Source organism: Coprococcus sp. AF16-22 (assembly GCF_003461545.1).
GTDB classification, from domain to species: domain Bacteria; phylum Bacillota; class Clostridia; order Lachnospirales; family Lachnospiraceae; genus Coprococcus; species Coprococcus aceti.
Map to the genome: position 1 here is coordinate 13,623 of NZ_QTXH01000001.1, position 23,635 is coordinate 37,257.

At 44.6% G+C, this 23,635-nt stretch carries 19 protein-coding genes; 18 read left to right on the plus strand and 1 reads right to left on the minus strand.

The window, feature by feature from the left end; genetic code table 11:
* Positions 1-32: 32 nt before the first annotated feature.
* The 18 genes from DWW60_RS00070 (at position 33) to yihA (ending at position 22,886) form a co-directional block, all read left to right on the plus strand.
* Positions 33-1,568: a Y-family DNA polymerase gene (locus DWW60_RS00070; protein ID WP_055222823.1), complete on the plus strand. Its 1,536-nt coding sequence runs from the start codon at positions 33-35 to the stop codon at positions 1,566-1,568.
* 9 nt (positions 1,569-1,577) lie between these two features.
* Positions 1,578-2,006: a hypothetical protein gene (locus tag DWW60_RS00075; RefSeq protein ID WP_117874148.1), complete on the plus strand. Its 429-nt coding sequence runs from the start codon at positions 1,578-1,580 to the stop codon at positions 2,004-2,006.
* A complete protein-coding gene (locus DWW60_RS00080) occupies positions 1,999-2,691 on the plus strand; it encodes a glycerophosphodiester phosphodiesterase (protein WP_055222819.1) in 693 nt (230 codons plus the stop codon). The genes DWW60_RS00075 and DWW60_RS00080 overlap by 8 nt, the downstream gene beginning before the upstream one ends.
* Positions 2,692-2,753: 62 nt before the next feature.
* A complete protein-coding gene (locus DWW60_RS00085) occupies positions 2,754-4,682 on the plus strand; it encodes an EAL domain-containing protein (RefSeq protein ID WP_117874149.1) in 1,929 nt (642 codons plus the stop codon).
* Between the two features lie 15 nt (positions 4,683-4,697).
* Positions 4,698-5,624 carry an AAA family ATPase gene (locus tag DWW60_RS00090; RefSeq protein WP_117874150.1) on the plus strand — a complete coding sequence of 309 codons (927 nt, stop codon included), beginning with the start codon at positions 4,698-4,700 and terminating at the stop codon, positions 5,622-5,624.
* 41 nt (positions 5,625-5,665) lie between these two features.
* Entirely contained in the window at positions 5,666-6,727 is a 1,062-nt protein-coding gene (locus DWW60_RS00095) for a DUF58 domain-containing protein (protein ID WP_117874151.1), read from the plus strand.
* The gene (locus DWW60_RS00100; RefSeq protein WP_117874152.1) at positions 6,720-9,080 is read left to right on the plus strand and encodes a transglutaminase-like domain-containing protein; all 2,361 of its coding nucleotides are present in this window, start codon (positions 6,720-6,722) and stop codon (positions 9,078-9,080) included. Before DWW60_RS00095 ends, DWW60_RS00100 begins: the two co-directional genes overlap by 8 nt.
* A 40-nt stretch (positions 9,081-9,120) precedes the next feature.
* Complete coding sequence (locus DWW60_RS00105; protein ID WP_117874153.1) at positions 9,121-9,822, plus strand: 5'-methylthioadenosine/adenosylhomocysteine nucleosidase; 702 nt, start codon at positions 9,121-9,123, stop codon at positions 9,820-9,822.
* Between the two features lie 2 nt (positions 9,823-9,824).
* Positions 9,825-10,307: an S-ribosylhomocysteine lyase gene (locus tag DWW60_RS00110; protein WP_015534167.1), complete on the plus strand. Its 483-nt coding sequence runs from the start codon at positions 9,825-9,827 to the stop codon at positions 10,305-10,307.
* Between the two features lie 235 nt (positions 10,308-10,542).
* Positions 10,543-13,764 carry a SpaA isopeptide-forming pilin-related protein gene (locus tag DWW60_RS00115; RefSeq protein ID WP_117874154.1) on the plus strand — a complete coding sequence of 1,074 codons (3,222 nt, stop codon included), beginning with the start codon at positions 10,543-10,545 and terminating at the stop codon, positions 13,762-13,764.
* A 103-nt stretch (positions 13,765-13,867) separates the two neighbouring features.
* Complete coding sequence (ptb, locus tag DWW60_RS00120) at positions 13,868-14,788, plus strand: phosphate butyryltransferase (RefSeq protein ID WP_022216032.1); 921 nt, start codon at positions 13,868-13,870, stop codon at positions 14,786-14,788.
* Between the two features lie 33 nt (positions 14,789-14,821).
* Positions 14,822-15,889, plus strand: a complete 1,068-nt coding sequence (buk, locus tag DWW60_RS00125) for a butyrate kinase (RefSeq protein WP_015534166.1) — start codon at positions 14,822-14,824, stop codon at positions 15,887-15,889.
* A gap of 132 nt (positions 15,890-16,021) precedes the next feature.
* Positions 16,022-16,228: an alpha/beta-type small acid-soluble spore protein gene (locus tag DWW60_RS00130; RefSeq protein ID WP_015534165.1), complete on the plus strand. Its 207-nt coding sequence runs from the start codon at positions 16,022-16,024 to the stop codon at positions 16,226-16,228.
* Between the two features lie 267 nt (positions 16,229-16,495).
* Positions 16,496-17,782, plus strand: coding sequence for a trigger factor (gene tig / locus DWW60_RS00135; protein WP_117874155.1), 1,287 nt, complete (start codon positions 16,496-16,498; stop codon positions 17,780-17,782).
* A gap of 46 nt (positions 17,783-17,828) precedes the next feature.
* Positions 17,829-18,410 carry an ATP-dependent Clp endopeptidase proteolytic subunit ClpP gene (gene clpP, locus DWW60_RS00140; protein WP_015534163.1) on the plus strand — a complete coding sequence of 194 codons (582 nt, stop codon included), beginning with the start codon at positions 17,829-17,831 and terminating at the stop codon, positions 18,408-18,410.
* 136 nt (positions 18,411-18,546) lie between these two features.
* Positions 18,547-19,857 (plus strand): ATP-dependent Clp protease ATP-binding subunit ClpX, encoded by a 1,311-nt coding sequence (clpX, locus tag DWW60_RS00145; RefSeq protein WP_022216030.1) that lies wholly within the window; start codon positions 18,547-18,549, stop codon positions 19,855-19,857.
* 118 nt (positions 19,858-19,975) lie between these two features.
* Positions 19,976-22,279 carry an endopeptidase La gene (gene lon, locus DWW60_RS00150; RefSeq protein WP_117874156.1) on the plus strand — a complete coding sequence of 768 codons (2,304 nt, stop codon included), beginning with the start codon at positions 19,976-19,978 and terminating at the stop codon, positions 22,277-22,279.
* 10 nt (positions 22,280-22,289) lie between these two features.
* Positions 22,290-22,886: a ribosome biogenesis GTP-binding protein YihA/YsxC gene (gene yihA / locus DWW60_RS00155; protein ID WP_015534161.1), complete on the plus strand. Its 597-nt coding sequence runs from the start codon at positions 22,290-22,292 to the stop codon at positions 22,884-22,886.
* A 100-nt stretch (positions 22,887-22,986) separates the two neighbouring features.
* On the opposite strand, the gene DWW60_RS00160 is transcribed toward yihA, so the two are convergent.
* On the minus strand, positions 22,987-23,520 hold the full coding sequence (locus tag DWW60_RS00160) for a DUF4364 family protein (protein ID WP_015534160.1): 534 nt from the start codon (positions 23,518-23,520) through the stop codon (positions 22,987-22,989).
* Between the last annotated feature and the right edge of the window lie 115 nt (positions 23,521-23,635).

Here is a 23,635-nt window from a genome sequence, read left to right on the forward strand (position 1 = left end):
AGACTGAGCAAGAAGTGACAGGGGGATTGGCTGTGGATAGGGATAAGAAAGATAGAACGTATATTGCGATAGATCTGAAATCCTTCTTTGCATCGGTTGAATGTGTTGAGCGCGGACTTGATCCACTGACCACCAATCTGGTAGTGGCAGATGCGTCGAGAACAGAGAAGACCATATGTCTTGCTGTTTCCCCGTCGCTGAAGAGCTATGGTATACCTGGAAGAGCCAGACTGTTCGAGGTGGTGCAGAGGCTTAAGGAGGTCAATGCCAGCAGGAGAACACTTTCACCCGGTGGAAACTTTTCCGGGGAGAGCTGCGATTCCAATGAGCTTGCGGAGCATAATGAATTTGCGGTTTCGTATATAGCCGCTCCGCCACGTATGGCATATTACATGAAGTACAGTACGGATATATATAACATCTATCTGAAATATGTAGCACCAGAGGATATGCATGTGTATTCCATAGATGAGGTGTTCATGGATGTGACGGATTATCTTGGGATATATAAGATGAGTCCGCACGATCTTGCCATGACGATCATACAGGATGTGCTTGCACAGACCGGTATAACAGCAACAGCAGGGATAGGAACGAACCTCTACCTGTGTAAGATAGCGATGGATGTTGAGGCAAAGCATATAGCCCCGGATAAGGATGGAGTCAGGATAGCAAGTCTTGATGAAATGTCGTACAGACAGAAGCTGTGGAATCACAGACCGCTTACAGATTTCTGGAGAGTGGGAAAAGGATATGCGAGAAAACTTGAGAGTCATGGACTTTATACAATGGGTGATATCGCCAGATGCTCACTGGGACATGACGATGAGTATTACAACGAAGATCTGCTGTACAGATTATTTGGTATAAATGCAGAGCTGCTCATAGATCATGCATGGGGCTGGGAGCCTTGTACCATTGCAGATATCAAGGCTTACAAGCCGGAGAGGAACAGCATAGGTTCAGGACAGGTGTTGTCATGCCCATACGAATATGAAAAAGCCAGACTTATTATCCGTGAGATGACGGATCTGCTCGTGCTGGATCTTGTGGATAAGAATGTCAAGACAGATCAGATGGTCATAACAGTGGGGTATGATATAGATAATCTCAAAAAAAACGCTGCGGGAGCGAAATTTTCCGGAGAGATACAGACAGATATGTATGGGAGAAAGATACCGAAAAGTGCCCATGGAACGGTGAATCTTGGAGAGTATACATCATCTACACAGGTCATCATGGATGCGGTGACCGGATTGTTTGAAGAGATCGTAGATCCTTTATTGTATGTCAGAAGGATATATGTCACGGCGAACAATATCATATCGAATACTGCGGCACATGAGAAACAGTCAGCAAGGCAGCTCAGTCTGTTTGATGATTTTGGAGACGGGGCAGCAGAGACGGAGAAAAAGCAGCAGGATATGAAGCGGGAGCAGAGCATGCAGAAAGCGATGATAGAGCTCAAGAAGAAATTTGGCAAAAATGCAGTCCTTAAGGGAATGAATCTTGAGGAGGGCGGTACGACGATAGAGAGGAACGGACAGATAGGCGGTCACAAGGCTTAGGAGGGGCTTATGGAAGATAATTACGATGACATAATACAGCTTCCACATCACGTGTCCTCTGTTCATCCGCACATGTCTATCCATGACAGAGCAGCACAGTTTGCCCCATTTGCCGCACTCACAGGACATGGAGCAGCCATAGCGGAGACTGCAAGGCTCACCGATGAGAAGTTGGAGCTGGATGAGAGTCAGAAAATGGTTCTTGATCAGAAACTGTTGAATATAATGCATAATGCAGACAAAAAATGTGTGGGTATAGAGTATTTTGTAAAGGATGACAGAAAAGCCGGTGGAAGATACGAACATGTGTCGGGATATATACGCAATGTTGACGTATATGGGAAAAAGATAGTTATGGAAGACAGAACCGAGATACCGATAGATGATATATATGATTTAAATATTGATCAGAATGGAGATGTATATTTGCATGAATAGAGAGACTATGGTGATAGCACACAGAGGAGCGAGTGCCCTTGCGCCTCATGAGAATACACTTGAAGCGTTTCAGATAGCTATAGATCTGAAGGCGGATATGGCGGAGTTCGATGTGAGGAAAACCAGTGATAATATACTCATAGTATTTCATGATGGAACTATAGACGGCAGAAAGATAGGAGATATGACATACAACAGGATCAACGATATTGCATCAAAAGAAGGCTACAGAGTGCCTACGCTTGACGAAGTCCTGGAACTCTGCAGCGGAAAGATATGTCTTGATATAGAATTAAAGGAGAGCGGATACGAGAGGCGTGTCATAGATCTTGTCAAGGGGAGATTTGGATACGGTGAGTTCTCGATAAAATCCTTCAAGGACAAAGTGTCGTACAATGTGAAGGCCATAGACCCGAGGATAAAGACCGGACTGCTCGTCGGTAAGAAAAAGGCTAAGCTCGGTGTCAGATTGAATGAGTATTTCCCTGAGAGAAGAATGAGACGGTGTAAAGCGGATTTTATATCGCCGAATTATCTTCTCTGCACGAAGAAATTTGTGAAGAGAATGAAGCGTAAGCACATACCGGTATATGTGTGGACTGTGAATGATCCACACTGGATGAGACGTATGTGCAGACTGGGCGTAGATGCAGTGATAACAGACCGCCCGGATATAATGCGTTGAAAGACCTAGAAATATTTGTTATATTATTCTATAGGTGGAGGAGTTGTACATAGGAGGATAATATGAGCAAAGTACTATACTTTGATTACGCGGCATTCTGCGTGTTTACTCTTATCATGGTCTCAGTCATCATGAAGAAGATGACCAGAGGCAAATTAAACAGGCAGTTTCAATTTGTTCTGACCATTGCAATGGTTGCCACAGCGTTTGATATAGGCGCCATCGCATTTGACAATATGGGTGAAAGGCATGTAGTCACCCAATACATATTCCATACGGGATATCTCTTTTTCCATGTCGTTTCATCGGCTATGTATGCCGCTTATGTGGTGAACATAGTGGATGCCATACATATATTCAGAGGTAAAGTGAAGAGTTTCATACTGGCACTTCCAACGTTGCTGTGCATGATCATGCTCGGAGTTAATTTTTTCACTCCGTGTGTATTCAGTATAGGCGGACAGGGAGAGTACAGAAGAGAGTTTTTCATGACATTTCTGTATGCTGCCGGAATATTTTATATGATTCTGGGCTTCATGGTTGTTACGAGATATCACAGGAGACTTACAAGAGGAAGATTTGTATCAACCATAGCGATATTCCCATTGGTTGTTGTTGCGGCCGTATTTCAGATGTTTAACCCGGATATTCCGATTGAGATGTTTGCAAATGCGATTGGATTACTGTTCGTTGCGTTGCTGATACAGAGTCCGGAGCAGGTTATAAGCAGTGCCACGGGCCTGAACAAGATCACAAGATACATGGACGACGTGAGAAATTCTCTGGATAATGGCCTTGATATAACGGTAGTTATGATAACTATGGAGAATGACAAGACTCTTCGCGGGATTCTGGGAGTTGAGGAATATCATAAGCTGCTCAGGGAGATCTCTGAAGACTTTTTAGAGTGGAGCAGACCATACGGATATGATGTTGAGTGGTATTATCTGGGAACCGGAATGTTCAGATGTGTCATGAACCAGCGTATCAAGGATCAGGCTGAGGATTTTGCGGAGCGGATAAACGAGAAGCTGAAGAAGGGATATAAGTATAATGATATGTTTATAAATCTATTGCCGATAATATGTATCACCAGATGTCCTCAGGATATAGAGGATGTTGACAGTGTGATGCGGTTTGGCGGTGAGCTTGCTGAGCACGAGTATACAGGCCGTGTTCTCTATGCCAGAGATATCTATAACAAGGAAAGATATGATCTGATGCGGGACATGGACATGATACTTGATAAGGCATTTGCCGAGAACAGGTTTGAGGTTTACTATCAGCCGATATACAGCATAGATTCTGGAAAGTATAACAGTGCTGAGGCACTTCTGAGATTAAATGATGATATGTATGGATACATTTCGCCGGAGATATTTATCCCTGCTGCGGAGGAGAATGGAATGATCCATAAGATAGGTAAGTTCGTTCTTGAAGAGGTGTGCCGTTTCATAGCTGGAGAGAAATTCAAGAATCTCGGACTGGAATATGTTGAGGTGAATCTGTCGGTCATCCAGTGCATGAGCAGTGAGTTATCAGAAGACGTGCGGGCAGTGATGGAGCGTTACGGAGTCAGCAATGAGCAGATAAATCTTGAGATTACTGAGACTGCGGCTGCCTATGCTCAGACGACAATGATGGACAATATCAACAGTCTCACAGATGATGGTATTGCATTCTCACTTGACGATTTTGGAACAGGTTATTCCAATATGAAGAGAATAGCATCCATGCCGTTTGCGATAGTTAAGCTGGACAAGACATTTGCGGATATAGACACAGATGACAAGATGATGAAGGTTGTCAAGAACACCATAAGCATGGTTAAGGATATGAATATGAAGATCGTAGTGGAAGGCGTGGAGACGGAGGAATCCCTCAAGGAGTTCAGCAATCTTGGAGTGAATTACATTCAGGGCTATTATTTCTCAAGACCATTGCCACAGGATAAGTTCATATCAGAGGTGAAGAGAGTTAACCAGGGCTAAGAGAAAGGACGGCGTATGACAGATATAGAGAACCGGGTCGTTGATGAGGTAGAGAAGGTCGTAAAGGGAAAAAGAGATATAATAATCAAGGTCTATGCTGCCATACTTGCGGGTGGACATATACTGCTTGAGGATATCCCGGGTGTGGGCAAGACCACTCTTGCAACGGCATTTGCCAGAACTCTGGATATGAAATATAACAGAGTCCAGTTTACACCGGATGTTCTGCCGAGTGACATAATGGGATTTTCCATGTACAATGCAAAAAGCGGTGAGTTTGAGTACAGAGAGGGTTCAGCGTTCTGTAATCTGTTCCTTGCGGATGAGATAAACCGAACATCGCCTAAGACTCAGTCGGCACTCCTTGAGATCATGGAGGAAAAACATGTGACAGTCGATGCTGTTACAAGGGAACTTCCACAGCCTTTCACGGTCATTGCAACCCAGAATCCGGTTGGTTCGTCGGGAACGCAGATGCTTCCGGAGTCCCAGCTTGACAGATTCATGGTGAGACTTTCCATGGGATACCCATCCCACGAGGCTGCGGTGCAGATACTTAAAGGTCAGGAATTTGTACCTATGGACAGTGTAGAGAGAATAGTGACGAGAGATGAACTGATAGGTCTTCAGGATAAGGCGAGAACTTTGAGTGTGCATGATTCAATATTTGATTACATAGTGACTCTGGTTGAGGCTACCAGGGAGAGTGAGCTCTTCTCGATGGGAGCAAGTCCGCGAGGCGCAAATGCACTTCTGCGGATGAGCAGAGCAATGGCGGTGCTCTCTGGAAGAGAATATGTTGTGCCGGGAGACATAGCAGAGGTGTTCAACGACGTGCTTGGGCACAGGGTAAAGCTTGCAGCCCGTGCCAGAGCTAATGGAATGACTGTCGCAGAGGCTCTGGATGAAGTGAGAAGTCAGGTTAAGGTTCCAAGGACTTAGAACGGAGAACATAAGAGATATAAGTAAAGGAGGATCAGCGGATGAAGTACGCATGGCATGTATTCAAATACATTCTCGTGTTTGTTATAAATCTGTTGATCCTTCTTTTTGTGCATTCATATTTTAATTTCATAGTTATGATACTGATGATAGTTCTGCCGGTCGTGTCAATAGTATGCGCCTTTGTGCTTTCAAGGCATTTGACTGTAAAGTTTGGCGGCGGGGAGCAGAACCTTACGGTGGACTCGCCATTTCTCGTATCGGTTGTGCTCGACAACAGCAGCATTATTCCGAATATGAACACAGAGATAGAGATAAGCATGGAGAATGATCTTTTCCATACAAATGGCAGGCATACGCTGTGCATACCTGCATATTCGCGCAGTGCGAATGTGGTGGACTACCAGATAGCCCAGTCGTATGTAGGTGCACTGGAGGTGAAAGCGGACAGAATATGCGTTACTGACTGGCTTGGATTTGTGAGGATAAAGAGCAAATGCAACTCGGTAAAAGAGTACAAGGTTTTCCCTTCCGGAAAGGTTGATGTGGAGGCGGATATGACCGCGGTTTCACAGGGGATGAACGAGGCTGAGGAGAGCCGGAAAAAAGGTCATGATTTCTCCGAGGTTGTGGATGTGAGAGAATACCAGCCGGGGGATAAGCTTCAGAATATACATTGGAAGCTGTCAGCAAAAAAAGACGTGCTGATGGTAAAGGACAGAGAGAGCATGTCGTCAAGCCAGCTCATGATATTGGTAGAGCTTGCCGATGATGAGACACATATATTGAATGATGTACTGAAATCCGCCTACGGCATGGCTGTAAGTCTGTTGGATGAACAACTGCCGTTTACATTCTATTACTGGAGCGGCGCGCAGGGCGATATAGTCAGTACTTCGATAGACAGCAGGGATGATCTCGCTGAATGGATGGAGAAGATCTTTTATGAGCAGGCGTATGCAGATTTTGGCTATGGGTTATCGATGCTTGAGAAGAATCTGGATTCTGACAGAAGGATCATAGTTGTTTCCGGCGATATGAGAGCGGATGGCAATGTAGTGTTTACATATGGAGATCGTGTGAAAGGATACATAATTGGGTAGAATCTTTGGTAGAAAAAAGAAAACTGAAGACAGGAAAACGGTAGAATTCTGTGAAGGTGTAAGGCTGCTCAACGATCCGGAGATCACAGATGGAGGCAGAGAAGGCGCGGATTACAGAAAAAGAAAGCTGCGCAGAAGAAAATCGGACAGCAGAGGTATTGCTGCAAAATGCCTGCTGGAGATATTTATCATAGGCGGTTCAATGTGCGGCTTTTTGTCGTGTATAGATATGGCGTATGGTGTTCCCGTTATATTTCTGGCGTATGCGCTGCTGGCCATGTACTTCTGTGGTCTGTTCAAATCAGGCAAGGTGTGGGTGAGAGATGTTGGATATATCATATTTCTTGTCGCTTTTGTCCTGTTCATCATGCTCCTCAGACGTTATATAAACAGTGGATTTTATGCTATCGTAAATGAGTTTCTGGATCATGTGACTGATTATTATGGAGCCCAGGAGGTTAAGGTATTCTCCGAGACTTTGTCCAACAGGACGCTCACTGTTCCTGTGGCAGCCATCGCTATAGGCTGTGTAGAGATAATAATCCTCAACATTTTCCTTAACACGAATATGAGTGTGTTCTGGGCAGTGTGGTTTTCACTTCCTGTGTTTATATTACCATTGTTTTTCAGGCTTGAGCCGGATGTTATTTACATGTTCATGGTATCCACAGGACTTTTGGGAGTTATCTGCCTTAAGGGAAATGGTCACTTCCGTATAACTGACAAGGACAGTACGTTTGAATATGATGAGAAGAAGCGAAGATTCAGTTACAGGCATAGTGACAGGGCGTCTCTGCAGCTTGCGGCCGGTGTGGCGGCTGTATGTATATTGGTGGGAAGTGCGGTTATCCTTGTCAAGCCGCAGCAGACTTATCTGTACAGGTATCGTGATAGCTCGGCGAAGAACAAGATCGAAGGCCCGCTTGGAAACCTCATCATGTATGGATTTGAATCCCTAAGGAATTCGGCGAATACCGGAGGACTGGCAAATGGAAAGCTTGGAGGCGTGTCGGATGTCACACTTGATGGACAGACGGATCTGGTAATCACATTTGCACCATATAGCACAAACAGGATCTATCTGAAAGCGTTCGTTGGTGATGAGTATAGATGGGATCATTGGGACAGAGATAAGGATGGCGACTATCCGTCACCGGTCAATTCTGAAGGACATGCCAGAGGACGAATGGATATACAGATCATAGATGGCGCCGGAGATCTAAAATATTACCCTTACTACACTGATATAGAAGCCATGAATACTTACAAAGAGGGCGATTCATTGTACAGTGTGGAGTACAGTCCATCCGCTCTGGCTGAGCCGGTTATGTCGTCGGTGGATGACAAGTATCTTGAGATTCCAGAGGAGAATATGGATTCAATACGAAGATTCTGTGAGAGCGCAGGAATCACGGAAAAAGACAGTGTGGATAATGTGCTGCAGAAGGTGTATATATACTTCCTGGAGAATTATCCGTACACACTGCATCCGGGAGCCACGCCGAGGGATGAGGATTATGTCAATTATTTCCTTGATACTACGAAGAAGGGCCTGTGTGCCAATTATGCCACTGCGGGGGCGCTGATCCTGAGATACATGGGGATACCCACAAGATATGTGGAGGGGTATGCCGTGGATTACACCGAGATCCTTGGCGGAACAATGCTCGATGAAGAACAGTTCAGTTACGATGATTATTATTCAGGCTCATCAGAGCTTGGAAGAACGGCTGTTGTTCAGGTGGATGTGGACGATGGCGGAGCTCATGCGTGGATAGAGGCGTTCATACGTGGCAGATGGCAGGTCGTGGAGCTGACACCTCCGTCGAGTGAAGATGAGGATGAGACCCAGGATGATTTCTGGTCCAGATTTGGAAGATGGCTAGTAGGTGATGACAGCGGAGATACCGGAACAGATACGACCGGCACAGCATTTTCACTTGGAAATGCCGTGTGGATAATATATGTTCTGGCGGGATGTATAGCATTTGCAGTGCTCTTGTTTGTGGGGCGTATAGCAGTCAGGAAGATAGTTCGTTTTGTGGGTTATCACAGGAGAGATAAGACTGGAAATGTGATAGCTTACTATAGGTATATGTGTGATTATGCAAGACTTGCGTCGGATGATTTTTCGAAGGCGGGAAATCACAGGCAGCAGCTTGAATATTTCTGTAAGGGCGCAGATCCGGCGGAGACTGAGGATCTTGCGGCATATATGGAAGGCATAAGCTATGGCGGCGAGGTGTCCGGGGACGAATATGTACAGCGTATGGGAGAACTTCGGGTGCTGTTCAGGAGCTTTAGGAGACAGGTTCCTTTTATGAAGAGGATATACATATTCCGAATGTTGTAGTATAGTTGACAGGTAGCAATGGATAATGGAGGTATAAGAAATGCTTGGAATCATAGGTGCGATGGACGAGGAAGTCGCAAGACTGAAAGAGATGATAGATGGGCTCCAGGTCACAGACAAGTGTGGCATGAGCTTCTACAAAGGACAGATAGAAGAAACGGATGTCGTGGTCGTAAAGTGCGGTGTCGGCAAGGTCAATGCGGCCATGTGTACCCAGTCGCTGATCGACATGTATGGAGTGTCAGCTATCATCAACACCGGAATAGCCGGATCACTGGATGCTGACATAGATATAGGAGACATCGTTCTGGCTACGGATACCGTGGAGCACGATATGGATGTATCCGCCCTTGGATATGAGCCGGGTGTGATCCCTGATACAGAGCTGAGCGTGTTCAAGACCAGCGATGAGCTGCTTAAGATAGCACAGGACTCAGTGGATGCAGCAAATATAGGAGTCAAGGTGTTCACTGGAAGAGTGGTGAGCGGCGATCAGTTTATCTGGAGCAAGGACAAGAAGAAATGGCTTGTGGAGACATTTGGTGGAAGATGTGCAGAGATGGAGGGCGCGGCCATAGGACATGTTGCAGTGCTGAATAAGGTTCCGTACCTTGTTGTCCGGGCCATATCGGACAAGGCTGATGACAGTGCAGAGATGGATTATCCTACATTTGCGGCAAAGGCTATAGAGAACAGTGTAAACATGATGACAGAGATAATAAAGAGATATGAGGTGAAGTAGACATGGATAAGATAGCAAGTTTTCAGATAAATCATCTTCTCCTGAATCCGGGCATTTATGTGTCGAGAAAGGATAAGGCTGGGGATCAGATCCTCACAACATTTGACATAAGGATGACAAAGCCGAATTATGAGCCGGTTATGAACACTGCGGAGGTTCATACTATAGAGCATCTCGGTGCGACATTCTTGAGAAATAATGAAGAGTATAAGGACAGGGTCATATACTTTGGACCTATGGGCTGCAGGACGGGATTTTATCTCATACTCGCAGGTGATTATGAGTCGAAGGATATAGTGGAGCTTATGATATCAATGTTCGAATTCATAAGACATTATCACGATCCGATCCCTGGAGCAAATCCAAGAGAGTGCGGCAATTACCTGGATATGAATCTCGGTATGGCGAACTATCTTGCAGAGAAATTCCTGTCACAGGTTCTGTATGATATAGATGACAGCAGACTTAATTATCCAGAGGGTTAAATTCCAATTTACAAATGGGATCAAAATATACAGACCATGTAAAAAACGGGTGATTTTCAGTGGAAATTCGCTTTGTTGAGGAATGTTTGCCATTCTATTGACAATGAAGCTTGCGTGCTTTTTAATGCACGTAAGCTTTTTTTGTGCACATAAAACAGCTAAACAGATTCATGAAGACGGCTCTTACCGGATACGGTTATGAATGGGCTGAAACTCAAACAGAAAGGAAGAGATTATGAAAAGATTGTATGTATATAAGATTCTGCTGGCTGTTCTTCTGGCCGTATGTGTGGCCGGTGTGGTTTTTTATCATAGGTTCAGTACAAGGTCAAGTGCTGACGAACTGTATGCCGGGGAGAAAAGCAGGCATACTGATGTTATGGCCACCTCAACGGATGGAATTGCGGCTATGGCCGGATATGAGATAAGTTATGAAGATGTGGACTGCATCCTAAGCGGCGATGTGGTGTTTTACAATGGGATGCCATACACGAGGCATTACACGGTGCATAAGGACGGTGTAGAGTACAGGGCATACTGCGGCGATCATAAGAAAAATGAAGTTAAGAGCACGGACAAGGTGGCATTTTCCGTGACAAATGACAGACTGCTTCAGAAAGCGTTTCTGTATGGACCGGGAAGTGAATATGCGTGGTCTGGTTTTAAGGGGGTGTCCGCAGATCACAGACAGCTCATCATGACACTGACTTTGAATTATATAAGACATGGACAGTATTTTGACGTTATAGACGAATTCTATAAATACATATCGGAGACAAAGCGAGATGAGATCGTCCTTCAGGGAGATCAGGCAGATATAGAGATAATAGATGATGGAAGCAAAGAGAATTACGGTAATTATGTAAGTCTTAAGGATTATACCGGTTATGTGGACAAGAAGACTGGTGAGAAGAGAAGAAGAACCAGGATAATGAGGTGTAAGGCAGATGCTGAGAATGGAGTGAGGATCTCGGTACCGGCGGATACATGGCTCCATATCAGGAAAAGCGGAGAAAAGGAGTTCACCATCCACAAGACAGGTAAGGTAACTATAATGGGAGGCGACAGATTCTTTTTCAGTGCTGAGAAGGCTCATAAGGGAACGGGCACAGTAAAGTCTGGTAAAGGGATCCCCGGAGTTACAGTGTATACTGTAGATTCCACTCAGGTAGATGATGACCAGCAGTTGTTATTTGGAACGGTAGCTTCAAGCAGTATTTCTATGGATATTGAATGGACGGGAGAGAAGCCTGTTCTTGGAAAGTTCAGTCTGCACAAGACCGACAGAGATTCCGGCGCCGGTGTGGGAGAAGCTCTGTACAATATTGAGATGGAAGTGAAAAACGGCACACAGAGTCTGCGCACTCTGGTGGCTCAGATAGAGACTGATGAGAATGGACATGGTATAGTTGTGATGTCAGAATATGGCGGACTTGGAACCTATGAGATCACAGATATGCCGTTCGGAACATACAGGATATATGAGGAAAGGGCTCCGTACAACTATGAGAGAAACAGTGCTGTGGCACAGCTCGTTATAAACGAAGAAGGAGAATTTCTGTCCGTGGATGGCAAGGAGGTCAGTACATCCACGGAGCTTGAAATAAGCTGGGAGACTTGGGACAAGGTGATCTCAGGCAAGATTGATCTGAGCATATACAAACAGGATGCGGAGACGGGAGATAAATCTCAGGGAGATGCTGTCTTGTCAGGGGCTGAGTTTACAGTCAATTATTACAGGAATTTTTATAATTCCGTGGACGAGCTTCCAGAGAAGCCGGATCAGAGCTGGACGCTTAAGACGGATGACAGCGGTAAGTGCGGCCTTGAGGATGTGGTTTTGCAGACGGGAACAATCACGGTTCAGGAGACAAAAGCCCCAGAAGGGTACACGCTTGTGAATTCAATATTTAAAAGCGCAAAGGATGGCAATATTATAAAGGATAGTTCAGATGGAATATATCTGGACAGAATAGAACAGGATGGCGACACTGTTCGTCTGGTAAATGGCTACGAGCTTGTGGTCGGGAACCATGTCGTAAGAGGTGACTTCAAATTCAAAAAAGTGGATGCCGAGGATGGGACAGCGATCGCAAATGTGAGATTCCTCGTCGAGAACTCCGATGGCACCCAGTCTGCGGAGATAACAACTGATGCCAATGGCGAATACTCCAGTTCTGCGGATGATATCTGGTTTGGGGATGGAAAGCCGGACAAGACCAAAGGGTCACTGCCGTACGGAGAGTACACATTGACAGAGCTTCGTTGTGATGCAAATAAGGGAAAGTATAAGAGCATTGCTCCGATAAAATTCAAAATAGATTCAGATGAGTGCGTGTTTGATCTTGGGGACATAGTTGATGAGAGGATGCCGGAGATAGAATCTGTGGCGAAGAACAGTGAAGACGGATCGAAGTTCATTGATCCGGATGCGGAAACTGCAGATATCACGGACACGGTGAGTATGAAAGGGCTGGATATCGGGCACAGATACAAACTGAGCGGAAGCGTTGTCTCACAGGAGTCGGGCAGACCGCTTGGGGCAGATGGATCAACGTCAGAGAAATGTTTTACCGCAGATGCAGAGGAGATGACTGTGGATGTGAATTTCAGGTTTTCGGCTGACAGCATAAGTGGTTCGGCTCTTGTCTGCTATGAGGTGCTTACGGATGAGGATTATGAGGGAGAGGTCGTAGCTTCACATGAGGATGTGAACCTTGCTTCACAGACAGTTTATACAAAAGAAAAAGAGAAGATCAGAGGGAGCATAAGTGTCCACAAGACGGATGATATTCTGGAGACACCTCTTGCGGATGCGGAGTTCACATTGTACAGGGCATCTGATCATGAAAAGCTCATGACAAAAAAGACTGACAAAGCCGGCAGTGTAGAATTCACCGGACTCGAGCCGGGAGAGTATTATATAAAGGAGACCAGAACTCCCAAGGGTTATATTGCTGACCCGGGGGTGAATTCCATACCGGTGAGCGTGCCGGAGAGTGCAGATGAGCCACCGGTGATAAATGTCAAAAATCACTATGGCATGGTGCATATACTCAAGACGGATCAGGAGGATGGCAGTCCGCTTGCCGGGGCTGTGTTTGGCATATATGATGACCAGGGTGCTCTGATCGCAAAAGCTGAATCGGAAGAAAATGGACAGGCTGTATTTTACGGACTTGCCAGAGGCACGTATAGCATAGAGGAGTTAGCTGCCCCGGAGGGTTACGAAAAAACAGACAAAAAAATTCAAATAGACACATCAAAAAATGAATATACCATGGATGATCCGGTGATCATAACAAATCAGAAAATAAAAGAACATCCATCACCCGACACGCCGGACACCGGAGATCGGGATCCTGTTTCGAAGGTCATACTGCTTATGTGCTTTGCCGTAGTTTCGGTTGCGGGAATCGTATTTTACAGGAAAAAATTTACCGGAGAATCAAAATGACAGTAATAATAACATGGGACAATGTGGTTGACCTTTAGATTTATAAGTGATAACATACAAAATGGACTTGTATAAATAATAAATATCACGTGAGGTGCGAAAGATGAGTAAAAGTTTTGATGATTTATTGGCAAAGGTTTCACAGTGCAGCAGAAAGACAGTTTCAGTTGCAGTAGCACAGGATGCGCCTATTCTTGAGGCTGTAAAGGCAGCAAAGGAGAAGGGAATCGCAGATGCTATACTTGTGGGTGACGAGGCAAAGATCAGAGAGGTCGCAGATCAGATCGGTATGGATCTTACAGGTTATGAGATCGTAAATGAGCCAGATGATATAGAGGCTTCACTTAAGGCAGTGAAACTTGTTCATGATCATAAGGCTGACATGTATATGAAGGGACTTCTCTCAACAAAGGATTTCCTGAAGAGTGTCCTCAACAAAGAGGTTGGTCTCAGAAATGGTAAGCCACTTTCACATGTATGTGTATTTGAGATCCCTGGTATTGACAGACTCCTGTACCTTACAGATGTTGCGTTCATGACTTATCCTTCACTTGAGGAGAAGAAGTCGATCATAGAGAACTCTGTAGAGGTTGCTCATGCGTGCGGAATACCTTGTCCAAAGGTTGCTCCACTTGCAGCAGTAGAGGTTGTAAATCCTAAGATGCCTGTAACAGTAGAGGCTGCTGAGCTCACAAAGATGAACGAGAACGGTGAGATCACAGGCTGTATCGTTGACGGACCTCTTTCAATGGATCTTGCGATCGAGCCAGAGGCAGCTATCCATAAGGGAGCTACAGACAGAAAGATCGTTGGAGATGCCGATATCCTTCTGTTCCCAGACATACATGCAGGTAACCTTGTATACAAGACACTTGTTCATACAACAAAGTGTAAGAACGGATGTATCATAACAGGTACAGATGCTCCTGTAATCCTTACATCAAGATCAGATACATTTGAGGTTAAGCTCAACTCAATAGCACTTGCAGCAGTTGTTGCAGAGTCACTTAAGGCAAACAAATAAGCCATACATAAAAAACATTTGGAGGTTTAAAAAATGTCATATAAGATTCTTATAATAAACCCAGGTTCAACATCGACAAAGATCGGTGTGTTCGAGGACGAGACACTTCTGTTTGAGGAGACACTCAGACATACAACAGAGGAGCTTGCAGGCTTCAATATGATAGTAGATCAGAAGGACTTCAGAAAGAAGGTTATTCTTGATGTCCTTGCTGAGAAGAACTTTGACATCAAGACACTTGATGTATGTGTAGGACGTGGCGGAATGCTCAAGCCAATCCCAGGCGGCACATACGCAGTAAGCGATGACCTTCTTGAGGATCTTAAGATCGGTAAGCAGGGCCAGCATGCATCAAACCTTGGCGGTATCCTCGCAAGAGAGATCGGTGATGAGCTCGGAGTTCCTTCATACATCGTAGATCCAGTCGTTGTTGATGAGCTTATGCCATCATCAAGACTTTCAGGAGTACCTGAGCTTCCAAGAATAAGTGTGTTCCATGCACTCAACCAGAAGGCAGTAGCCAAGAGATATGCAAAGGAAGTTGGCAAGAAGTACACAGACCTGAACCTCATCGTAGTACATATGGGTGGCGGTGTATCAGTTGGTGCCCATGATCACGGTAAGGTAGTAGATGTATACAACGCACTTGACGGTGACGGTGCATTCTCACCAGAGAGAGCAGGTGGCGTTCCTTCAGGAGCACTTGTAAAGATGTGCTTCTCAGGCGAGTATACACAGGCTGAGGTTATGAAGAAGCTCGTTGGAAAGGGCGGCTTCAACGCTTACATCGGAAGCAACGATGCAAGAGATCTTGAGAAGCTTGTCAATGAGGGCGATGAGCATGCAAAGCTTGTTCAGGATGCATTCTATCAGCAGGTTGCCAAGGATATAGGTGGTATGGCAACAGTTCTCAGAGGAAAGGTTGATCAGATCATCCTCACAGGTGGAATCGCATATTCAAAGCACACATGCGAAGAGCTTGAGAAGAGAGCAGGATTTATTGCTCCATTTACAGTATATGCAGGAGAGGATGAGCTCCTTGCACTTGCTCAGGGCGCACTCAGAGTCATGAATGGCGAAGAGGAGCCAATGAAGTATTAAGAGAAAAGTGATTTTCAGATAAAAAGTTCATGGCACATAACAGAAATTGCCATTATAACATAAGCCATATTGTTAATAATACTAACAAGACGAAAGTCTTAAATAATTATTTCAATATGGAGGTACAGGGTTATGGCAAGTTCAAACTCTAACAAGACAAGTGTTCCAGAGGCAAAGAGTGCTATGAACAAGTTCAAGATGGAGGTAGCCAAGGAGATCGGTGTTGATCTTAAGGATGGCTACAATGGAGATTTAACATCAGCTCAGTCAGGTTCAATCGGTGGCGAGATGGTTCGTCAGATGATCAAGAGACAGGAAGAGCAGATGTCAGGAAGATAAGCCTGGCTTATAATCTCCGTTAGATCTACGAACAAAAAGAAGACCTGGTGTATGATCCATACATCAGGTCTTTTGTGTCGTGAAAACTTTCTATTATAATAATAGTATAATGGACTGGACAATCATTTGCACATTATGATATAATCGATGATTGATGTGGACTTTGTCCACACATATAAACAAGAAAAAGATAAATGGATGCTATCTGAGTGCCTTAATTGTAGGGCTTAAGGCACCATTTGCACATTTCAAGGAGGAAATAAAAAGATGAGTTTCACAGTAGAAAAGCTTGAGCACAGCATGGCAAAGCTTACAATCACAGTACCTGCAGCAGATTTTGACAAGGCAATGACAGCAGCTTACAACAAGACAAAGAACAGATTCAATGTTCCAGGCTTCCGTAAGGGCAAGGTGCCAATGGCATTCATCGAGAAGATGTATGGCCCGGAAGTATTCTATGAGGATGCTGCAAATGCAATGATCAACGAGTATTATCCAAAAGAGGCTGTAGCTTCAGAGCTTGAAATCGCATCACAGCCAGTTATTGACGTAATAGAGATGGGCAAGGGCAAGGATTTCGTATTCACAGCAGAGGTTGCTGTAAAGCCTGAGGTTAAACTTGGCGATTACAAGGGAATCGAAGTTGAGAAGATCGACGTTGAAGTAACAGATGACGAGGTTCTTGAGGACATCAAGAAGGAGCAGCTTCAGAACGCAAGAAAGGTACTCGTAGAGGGAAGAGCAGCACAGCTTGACGATGAGGTTACTCTTGACTTCGAGGGATTTGTTGATGGTGTTCCATTTGATGGTGGAAAGGGTGAGAACTACAAGCTCGTTCTTGGCTCACATTCATTCATCGATACATTTGAGGATCAGCTTGTTGGTAAGAACATCGGAGAGGATGTTGAGGTTAACGTAACATTCCCAGAGGATTACCAGGCTGAGGAGCTTGCAGGAAAGCCGGCAGTATTCAAGTGCAAGATCAACTCTATCACAGAGTCACAGCTTCCAGAGCTCAATGATGAGTTCGCAAGCGAGGTAGGCGGATGCGATACACTTGACCAGTACAAGGAAGAGGTAAAGCAGAAGATACTTGCAAAGAAGAACAGAGACGCTGCAAACGAGAAGGAAGCAAAGGTTCTTGACAAGGTTATCGAGAACGCAACTATGGATATTGCAGATGCACAGGTTGAGGATATGCAGAAGAGAATGAAGGATGAGTTCGCTCAGACACTTCAGTATCAGGGAATCAGCCTTGAGCAGTATATGCAGATCGTAAACGTTACAGAGGAGTCTCTCATGGAGAGAATCAAGCCGGACGCACTCAAGAGAATCCAGCAGAGAGCAGTTCTTGAGGCTGTAGTAAAGGCTGAGAACATTGAGGCTACTGACGAGGAAGTTGACGAGGAGCTTTCAAAGATGGCAGCTCAGTACCAGATGAAGCTTGAGGATATCAAGGGATTCATGGGCGACGCAGAGAAGGACAGCATCAAGAAGGATGTAGCAGTTAAGAAGGCTGCAAAGCTTCTTGTAGATGAGTCAAAGGAAGTTTAATATTTTAACAGACAGATTGGCTTGATATGTATTGGAGGTAGATAACATGGCATTGGTACCATACGTTGTAGAACAGACTAGCCGCGGAGAGCGAACATACGATATTTATTCTAGATTGCTGAAAGACAGAATCATCTTTCTTGGAGATGAGGTAAATGATGCAACTGCAAGCCTTGTTATAGCACAGTTGTTATTCCTTGAGTCAGAGGATCCTTCAAAGGATATCTCGTTATATATCAACAGCCCGGGTGGATCAGTTACAGCCGGAATGGGAATATATGACACAATGAGATATATCAAGTGTGATGTTTCAACAATATGCTGTGGAATGGCAGCGAGCATGGGAGCATTCCTTCTTGCAGGAGGAACAAAGGGCAAGAGATATGCGCTTCCAAACTCGGAGATCATGATACATCAGCCACTTGGTGGAACTCAGGGGCAGGCAACAGAGATAGAGATCGCAGCCAGACATATATTAAAGACAAAAGAGAAACTCAACAAAATGCTGAGTGAGAATACAGGAAAACCACTTGATGTTATCGCGGCAGATACAGATCGTGATAACTGGATGACTGCTGAGGAGGCTTGTGCATACGGCCTTATCGACAGCGTTATAACAAACAGATAATACAGATAGAGATATCTGATATGTAGAAGATGTATCAGTTGGTTGGAGCCAGCCTGCAGAACCGGCGGTGTATTCGCAGATTCTGGAAAAGACTGGCTCCAGACAATTATAAATAGTGAATAATCGAGGTATTGTAATGGCAGATCGTAGTGACGAGAGAAAACAGCTCAGATGTTCTTTCTGTAATAAGACACAGGATCAGGTTAGAAAACTCATAGCCGGACCTGGGGCTTACATATGTGATGAATGCGTAGAGATATGCTCAGAGATAATAGAAGAAGAACTGGTTGACGCAGGACTTGATTCAGATGGTGATATCAATCTGTTAAAGCCAAAGGAAATAAAAGAATTTCTTGATGAGTATGTAATAGGTCAGGAAGAGGCAAAAAAGGTACTGGCGGTTGCCGTGTACAACCATTATAAGAGAATACTTGCGCAGAAGGATTTTGAGGTTGAATTACAGAAGAGTAATATCCTCATGGTTGGCCCAACGGGATCAGGTAAGACATATCTTGCCCAGACCCTTGCAAAATTGTTAAACGTTCCTTTTGCAATAGCAGATGCTACAACTCTCACAGAGGCTGGATATGTAGGAGAGGATGTTGAGAACATTCTCCTGAAGCTTATACAGGCCGCTGATTATGACATAGAGAGAGCTGAGCATGGAATAATCTATATTGATGAGATAGACAAGATCACAAAGAAGAGCGAGAACGTATCCATAACCAGAGACGTGTCGGGTGAGGGCGTTCAGCAGGCTTTGTTAAAGATAATAGAGGGCACTGTGGCTTCAGTTCCACCTCAGGGTGGAAGAAAGCATCCGCATCAGGAGCTTATCCAGATTGATACGACCAACATATTATTCATATGTGGTGGTGCGTTCGAGGGACTGGAGAAGATCATAGAGAACAGAGTTGGCCAGAAATCAATTGGCTTTAATGCAGAGGTTATAGAGCAGTCAGAGCAGGACGTTGGACAGCTCCTCAAGCAGGTTATGCCACATGACTTTGTAAAGTATGGACTTATCCCTGAATTTGTGGGAAGAGTTCCTGTTGCAGTGACTCTGGATCTTCTGGATGAGGATGCACTTGTGAGAATACTGACAGAGCCAAAGAGTGCAATATGCAAGCAGTATAAGAAGCTTTTTGAGCTTGATGGAGTTCAGCTTGAGATAGAGGATGATGCACTCAGAGAGATAGCAAAGGAAGCTATGGAGCGTAAGACCGGAGCTAGAGGACTTCGAGCTATCATGGAGAATGCTACACTTAATCTTATGTACGAGATCCCTTCAGATCCAACTATAGAGAAGTGTGTTATTACCAAGGGTGTCATAACAGGCGATGAAGAACCTGTACTGACTTACAGAGATCCATCAGAGGATACAGACCTTCCTAAGAAAAAGGTAAGGAAGAAAAAGGCAAATACAGATAACGGCGAGAGTGCATAGTCATTATTGCCGAAATGAGACGTTACAACGCTGACATACATTTGCGCCCTTATAAGCCTTTAAATGTGCAGTGTTGATAACGTCTTATTTTTTAATGATATATACGGAGATAACAGGTATGAATGAGAAAATGTTAGAGATGACAATGATTAGTCTTGACGATGGCGTGGTTATGCCGGAATTGTCCTTCTATCTTGATGCGACAACGCGTGAAGCCTGCGAGGCGGTGGGACATGCAGTCAAGAATGAGGAATGTATATTTCTGGCAAATCCTGTTCATAAGAACGGCGATAAGACAGTTTCGTTTTATGAGATAGGTGTCATAGCCAGGATAAAGCAGTTTGTCAGACTTCAGAACAAAGGCATGAGAGTTCTCATACAGACTGAGAAGAGAGCGCGCCTTGTGGATTACAGCAAGGATAAATATTATGTGTGCCACGTGACAGATGTGGAGGAGACTAACGACATCAGCGAGGATGAGGAGAAGGCTATACAGAGCATACTCAAGGAAAAGCTTAAGGAAGCATTTGACGAGGGTATAGTGAAGAACAACGTTCTGTACAGGGAGATACGTTCATTCAAGTCTGTCAGAAAGCTGGTTGACAGCATGGCCGACTATGTGAATATATCTGATGACAACAGGCAGGAGCTTCTGGAGATGCTAGATGTCAGAAGCCGCGCTATGAGGTTGATACAGATAATGGAGGAAGTTCTCGGAATCGGCAAGATCAAGAAAGAGATCATGGAAAAGGTCAATCAGGAGACCGCTGAGAATCAGAGAAAGTATGTGCTCAGAGAGCAGATGTCCGTTATCCGTAAGGAGCTTGGTGACGACGGCGTAGATGCAAATGTCAGAGAATTTCAGAAGAGACTCGATGAGGCGGGCTGCAGCCAGGAAGTATACGATAAGATAGAAAAAGAGATAAATTACTATAAGGGCATACCTCAGAATGCAGTTGAGAGCAGTGTGTCGGCAAACTATATCGATGTGATGCTCAGCTATCCGTGGAATGTGTCAACGGAAGATAATAATGATCTGCAGTCAGCCATAGACATACTTGACAAAGATCACTATGGCCTTGAGGAGGTCAAAGAGAGGATCGTTGATTATCTTGCTGTTCATATATTGAGCAATAAGGGGGACCTTCCGATCATTTGTCTTGTGGGACCTCCGGGAACAGGAAAGACATCTATAGCAAGGTCGATAGCCCGTGCAACATCGAGGAAATATGTCCGCTTATCACTGGGCGGAGTCCACGATGAGGCGGAGATCCGAGGTCACAGGAAAACATATGTGGGAGCTATGCCTGGAAAGATTGTACAATCCATGATAAAGGCAAAGACGAACAACCCGCTCATGCTTCTCGATGAGATAGACAAGGTGAGCAGTGATTACAAGGGAGACGTGTCATCGGCACTTCTCGAGGTGCTTGATGGTGAGCAGAACAAAGAGTTCAATGATCACTATTTTGGAGTACCGGTGGATCTGAGCAATGTACTGTTCATAGCAACGGCGAACGACCTCTCCGGTATACCGGGGCCGCTCCTCGACAGAATGGAAGTTATAAATATATCGGGATACACGGAGAATGAGAAGTATCATATAGCAAAGCTGTACCTTGTGGAGAAGACCCGTGAGAAGAACGGACTGACAAAATCTCAGTTCAAGATAGATGCCGGTGCCATAAGGGAGATCATAAGCCACTACACGAGAGAGGCGGGAGTCAGAAGTCTTGAGAGAAATATAGACAAGGTGTGTCGGAAGGCCTGCCGCAAGATACTCACCGGTGAGATGGATGTGGTCAAAGTCACAAAGAAGAATATCCAGGATTTTCTTGGCCCATACAAATATAAAGATGAGAATGGAAATCTGAAGAATAAAATTGGCGCTGTCAGAGGCCTTGCTTGGACGGCGGTTGGCGGTGTCACTCTGGAGATAGAGGTCAATGTGCTTCCGGGGACAGGAACTCTTCAGCTCACAGGTAAGATGGGCGATGTTATGAAGGAATCCGCTTATGCGGGAATGAGTTATATCAGATCCCTCAAGGAATCACTGGCGCTTGGAGACGATTACTTTGCAAAGCACGATTTCCATATCCATATACCGGAGGGGGCAGTTCCAAAGGATGGTCCGTCTGCCGGAATAACCATGGCGACAGCGTTGTATTCAGCCATATTTAACGTGCCGGTTAATGGCAGAATAGCTATGACAGGAGAGATAACTCTCAGAGGAGAGGTGCTTCCTATTGGAGGCCTGAAGGAGAAGCTCCTTGCAGCCAAGATGATCGGTGTTAAAGATATACTGATACCGTCGAAAAATGAGAGCGATTATCTGGAGCTGGATGAAGAGATAACATCGGGAGTCAATATTCATTTAGTGGAAGACATGAGGCAGGTGCTTGACCTTGCCCTTGTCAGATAAGGAGAAGTATATGATAGTAAAGAGCGCTGAGCTTGAGACTGTGTGTGGAATTACAAGTAAATTACCTGATAACGATCTCCCGGAGATCGCATTTGCCGGCAAGTCAAATGTAGGAAAATCATCTCTGATAAATGGATTGCTTAACAGGAAGTCGCTTGCCAGAACATCCGCGCAGCCAGGTAAGACACAGACGATCAATTTCTATAATGTAAATAAAAATCTGTACTTTGTGGATCTGCCGGGATATGGATATGCAAAAGTATCGGTGGAGATAAGAGCAAAATGGGGCAAGATGATCGAGAGATACCTTCACGGTTCTCCGCAGCTCAAAAAGGTATTCCTGCTGATAGACATAAGACATGTGCCATCGGAGAATGACTGCATGATGTATGACTGGATCGTGGACAATGGCTATGAGCCGGTGATCATTTGCACAAAACTGGACAAGATCAAGAGAAGCCAGGTTCAGAAGAACTTGAAGCTCATACGTGAGAAACTGGATCTTGTTCCTGGAACAACGATGATACCGTTCTCCGCACAGACAAAGCAGGGAAGAGATGAGATCTGGAATCTCATAGAGGAGACACTGGCACAGGAGCAGCAGTAAAGTAACATGAACATATAGTCAGATAAATAGACAAAAAAATGACTGAGAATATCGAGGAGTATAATTCTTTTCGGTATTCTCAGTCATTTTTATGCTGATATTAGCTGGATGTGTTGGATGCCCATAACTGTTTTACGAGTATATCATATATCTCAGTGCTTTTCTGACGCCAGTTGTCACATATGGCAACAGCCACGGCCTGGGTAGGCACGCTGAACTTTATATCCAGCAGCGGCTCGTTCCTGTCGTTGATGACGCAGGAGACGGTATATTCATTGGAATCGTTGAGGTAGTAGTCAGACTGTATCTCAGTTTCCTTTTTGAGGTTGATCTGCTGTTTCTCAAAGAAATCCAGTATATCCTGTTTGATGGCATATGGGATCCTGTTCTCGAACATGCTCAGGGCTTCCTCACCTTTGTAGGTTATCTTATAATGGGATGCGCCTCTTATGCTTGATACATATACAAATTCGCTTTCTATAAGTCCGTTTATGGCTTCCTGAAGAGTGAAATAATTGGTGTAGCCCTTCTCCAGAACAAAGTCTGAAATCTGTGAATTGGTCAGAGTGAAGTTAACTCTGTCAAGCATATAGAGCACTATGAGTTTATATAATACAATAGATTCGGTTCCCATATCGTGTATCCTTTGTTAAAATGTTTGTCCGTGCTGATGAACGGACAACATTCATATGATAACATTAGTAAAATTTAAAATCAATATATTTACAATTGTTCTATTTATGTTATAA

Coding starts and splice junctions, on each gene's coding strand:
- DWW60_RS00075 (WP_117874148.1), top strand. CDS start 1,578: ATGGAAGATAATTACGATGACATAATACAGCTTCCACATCACGTGTCC.
- DWW60_RS00080 (WP_055222819.1), top strand. CDS start 1,999: ATGAATAGAGAGACTATGGTGATAGCACACAGAGGAGCGAGTGCCCTT.
- DWW60_RS00085 (WP_117874149.1), top strand. CDS start 2,754: ATGAGCAAAGTACTATACTTTGATTACGCGGCATTCTGCGTGTTTACT.
- DWW60_RS00090 (WP_117874150.1), top strand. CDS start 4,698: ATGACAGATATAGAGAACCGGGTCGTTGATGAGGTAGAGAAGGTCGTA.
- DWW60_RS00095 (WP_117874151.1), top strand. CDS start 5,666: ATGAAGTACGCATGGCATGTATTCAAATACATTCTCGTGTTTGTTATA.
- DWW60_RS00105 (WP_117874153.1), top strand. CDS start 9,121: ATGCTTGGAATCATAGGTGCGATGGACGAGGAAGTCGCAAGACTGAAA.
- DWW60_RS00110 (WP_015534167.1), top strand. CDS start 9,825: ATGGATAAGATAGCAAGTTTTCAGATAAATCATCTTCTCCTGAATCCG.
- DWW60_RS00115 (WP_117874154.1), top strand. CDS start 10,543: ATGAAAAGATTGTATGTATATAAGATTCTGCTGGCTGTTCTTCTGGCC.
- ptb (WP_022216032.1), top strand. CDS start 13,868: ATGAGTAAAAGTTTTGATGATTTATTGGCAAAGGTTTCACAGTGCAGC.
- buk (WP_015534166.1), top strand. CDS start 14,822: ATGTCATATAAGATTCTTATAATAAACCCAGGTTCAACATCGACAAAG.
- DWW60_RS00130 (WP_015534165.1), top strand. CDS start 16,022: ATGGCAAGTTCAAACTCTAACAAGACAAGTGTTCCAGAGGCAAAGAGT.
- tig (WP_117874155.1), top strand. CDS start 16,496: ATGAGTTTCACAGTAGAAAAGCTTGAGCACAGCATGGCAAAGCTTACA.
- clpP (WP_015534163.1), top strand. CDS start 17,829: ATGGCATTGGTACCATACGTTGTAGAACAGACTAGCCGCGGAGAGCGA.
- clpX (WP_022216030.1), top strand. CDS start 18,547: ATGGCAGATCGTAGTGACGAGAGAAAACAGCTCAGATGTTCTTTCTGT.
- lon (WP_117874156.1), top strand. CDS start 19,976: ATGAATGAGAAAATGTTAGAGATGACAATGATTAGTCTTGACGATGGC.
- yihA (WP_015534161.1), top strand. CDS start 22,290: ATGATAGTAAAGAGCGCTGAGCTTGAGACTGTGTGTGGAATTACAAGT.
- DWW60_RS00160 (WP_015534160.1), bottom strand. CDS start 23,520: ATGGGAACCGAATCTATTGTATTATATAAACTCATAGTGCTCTATATG.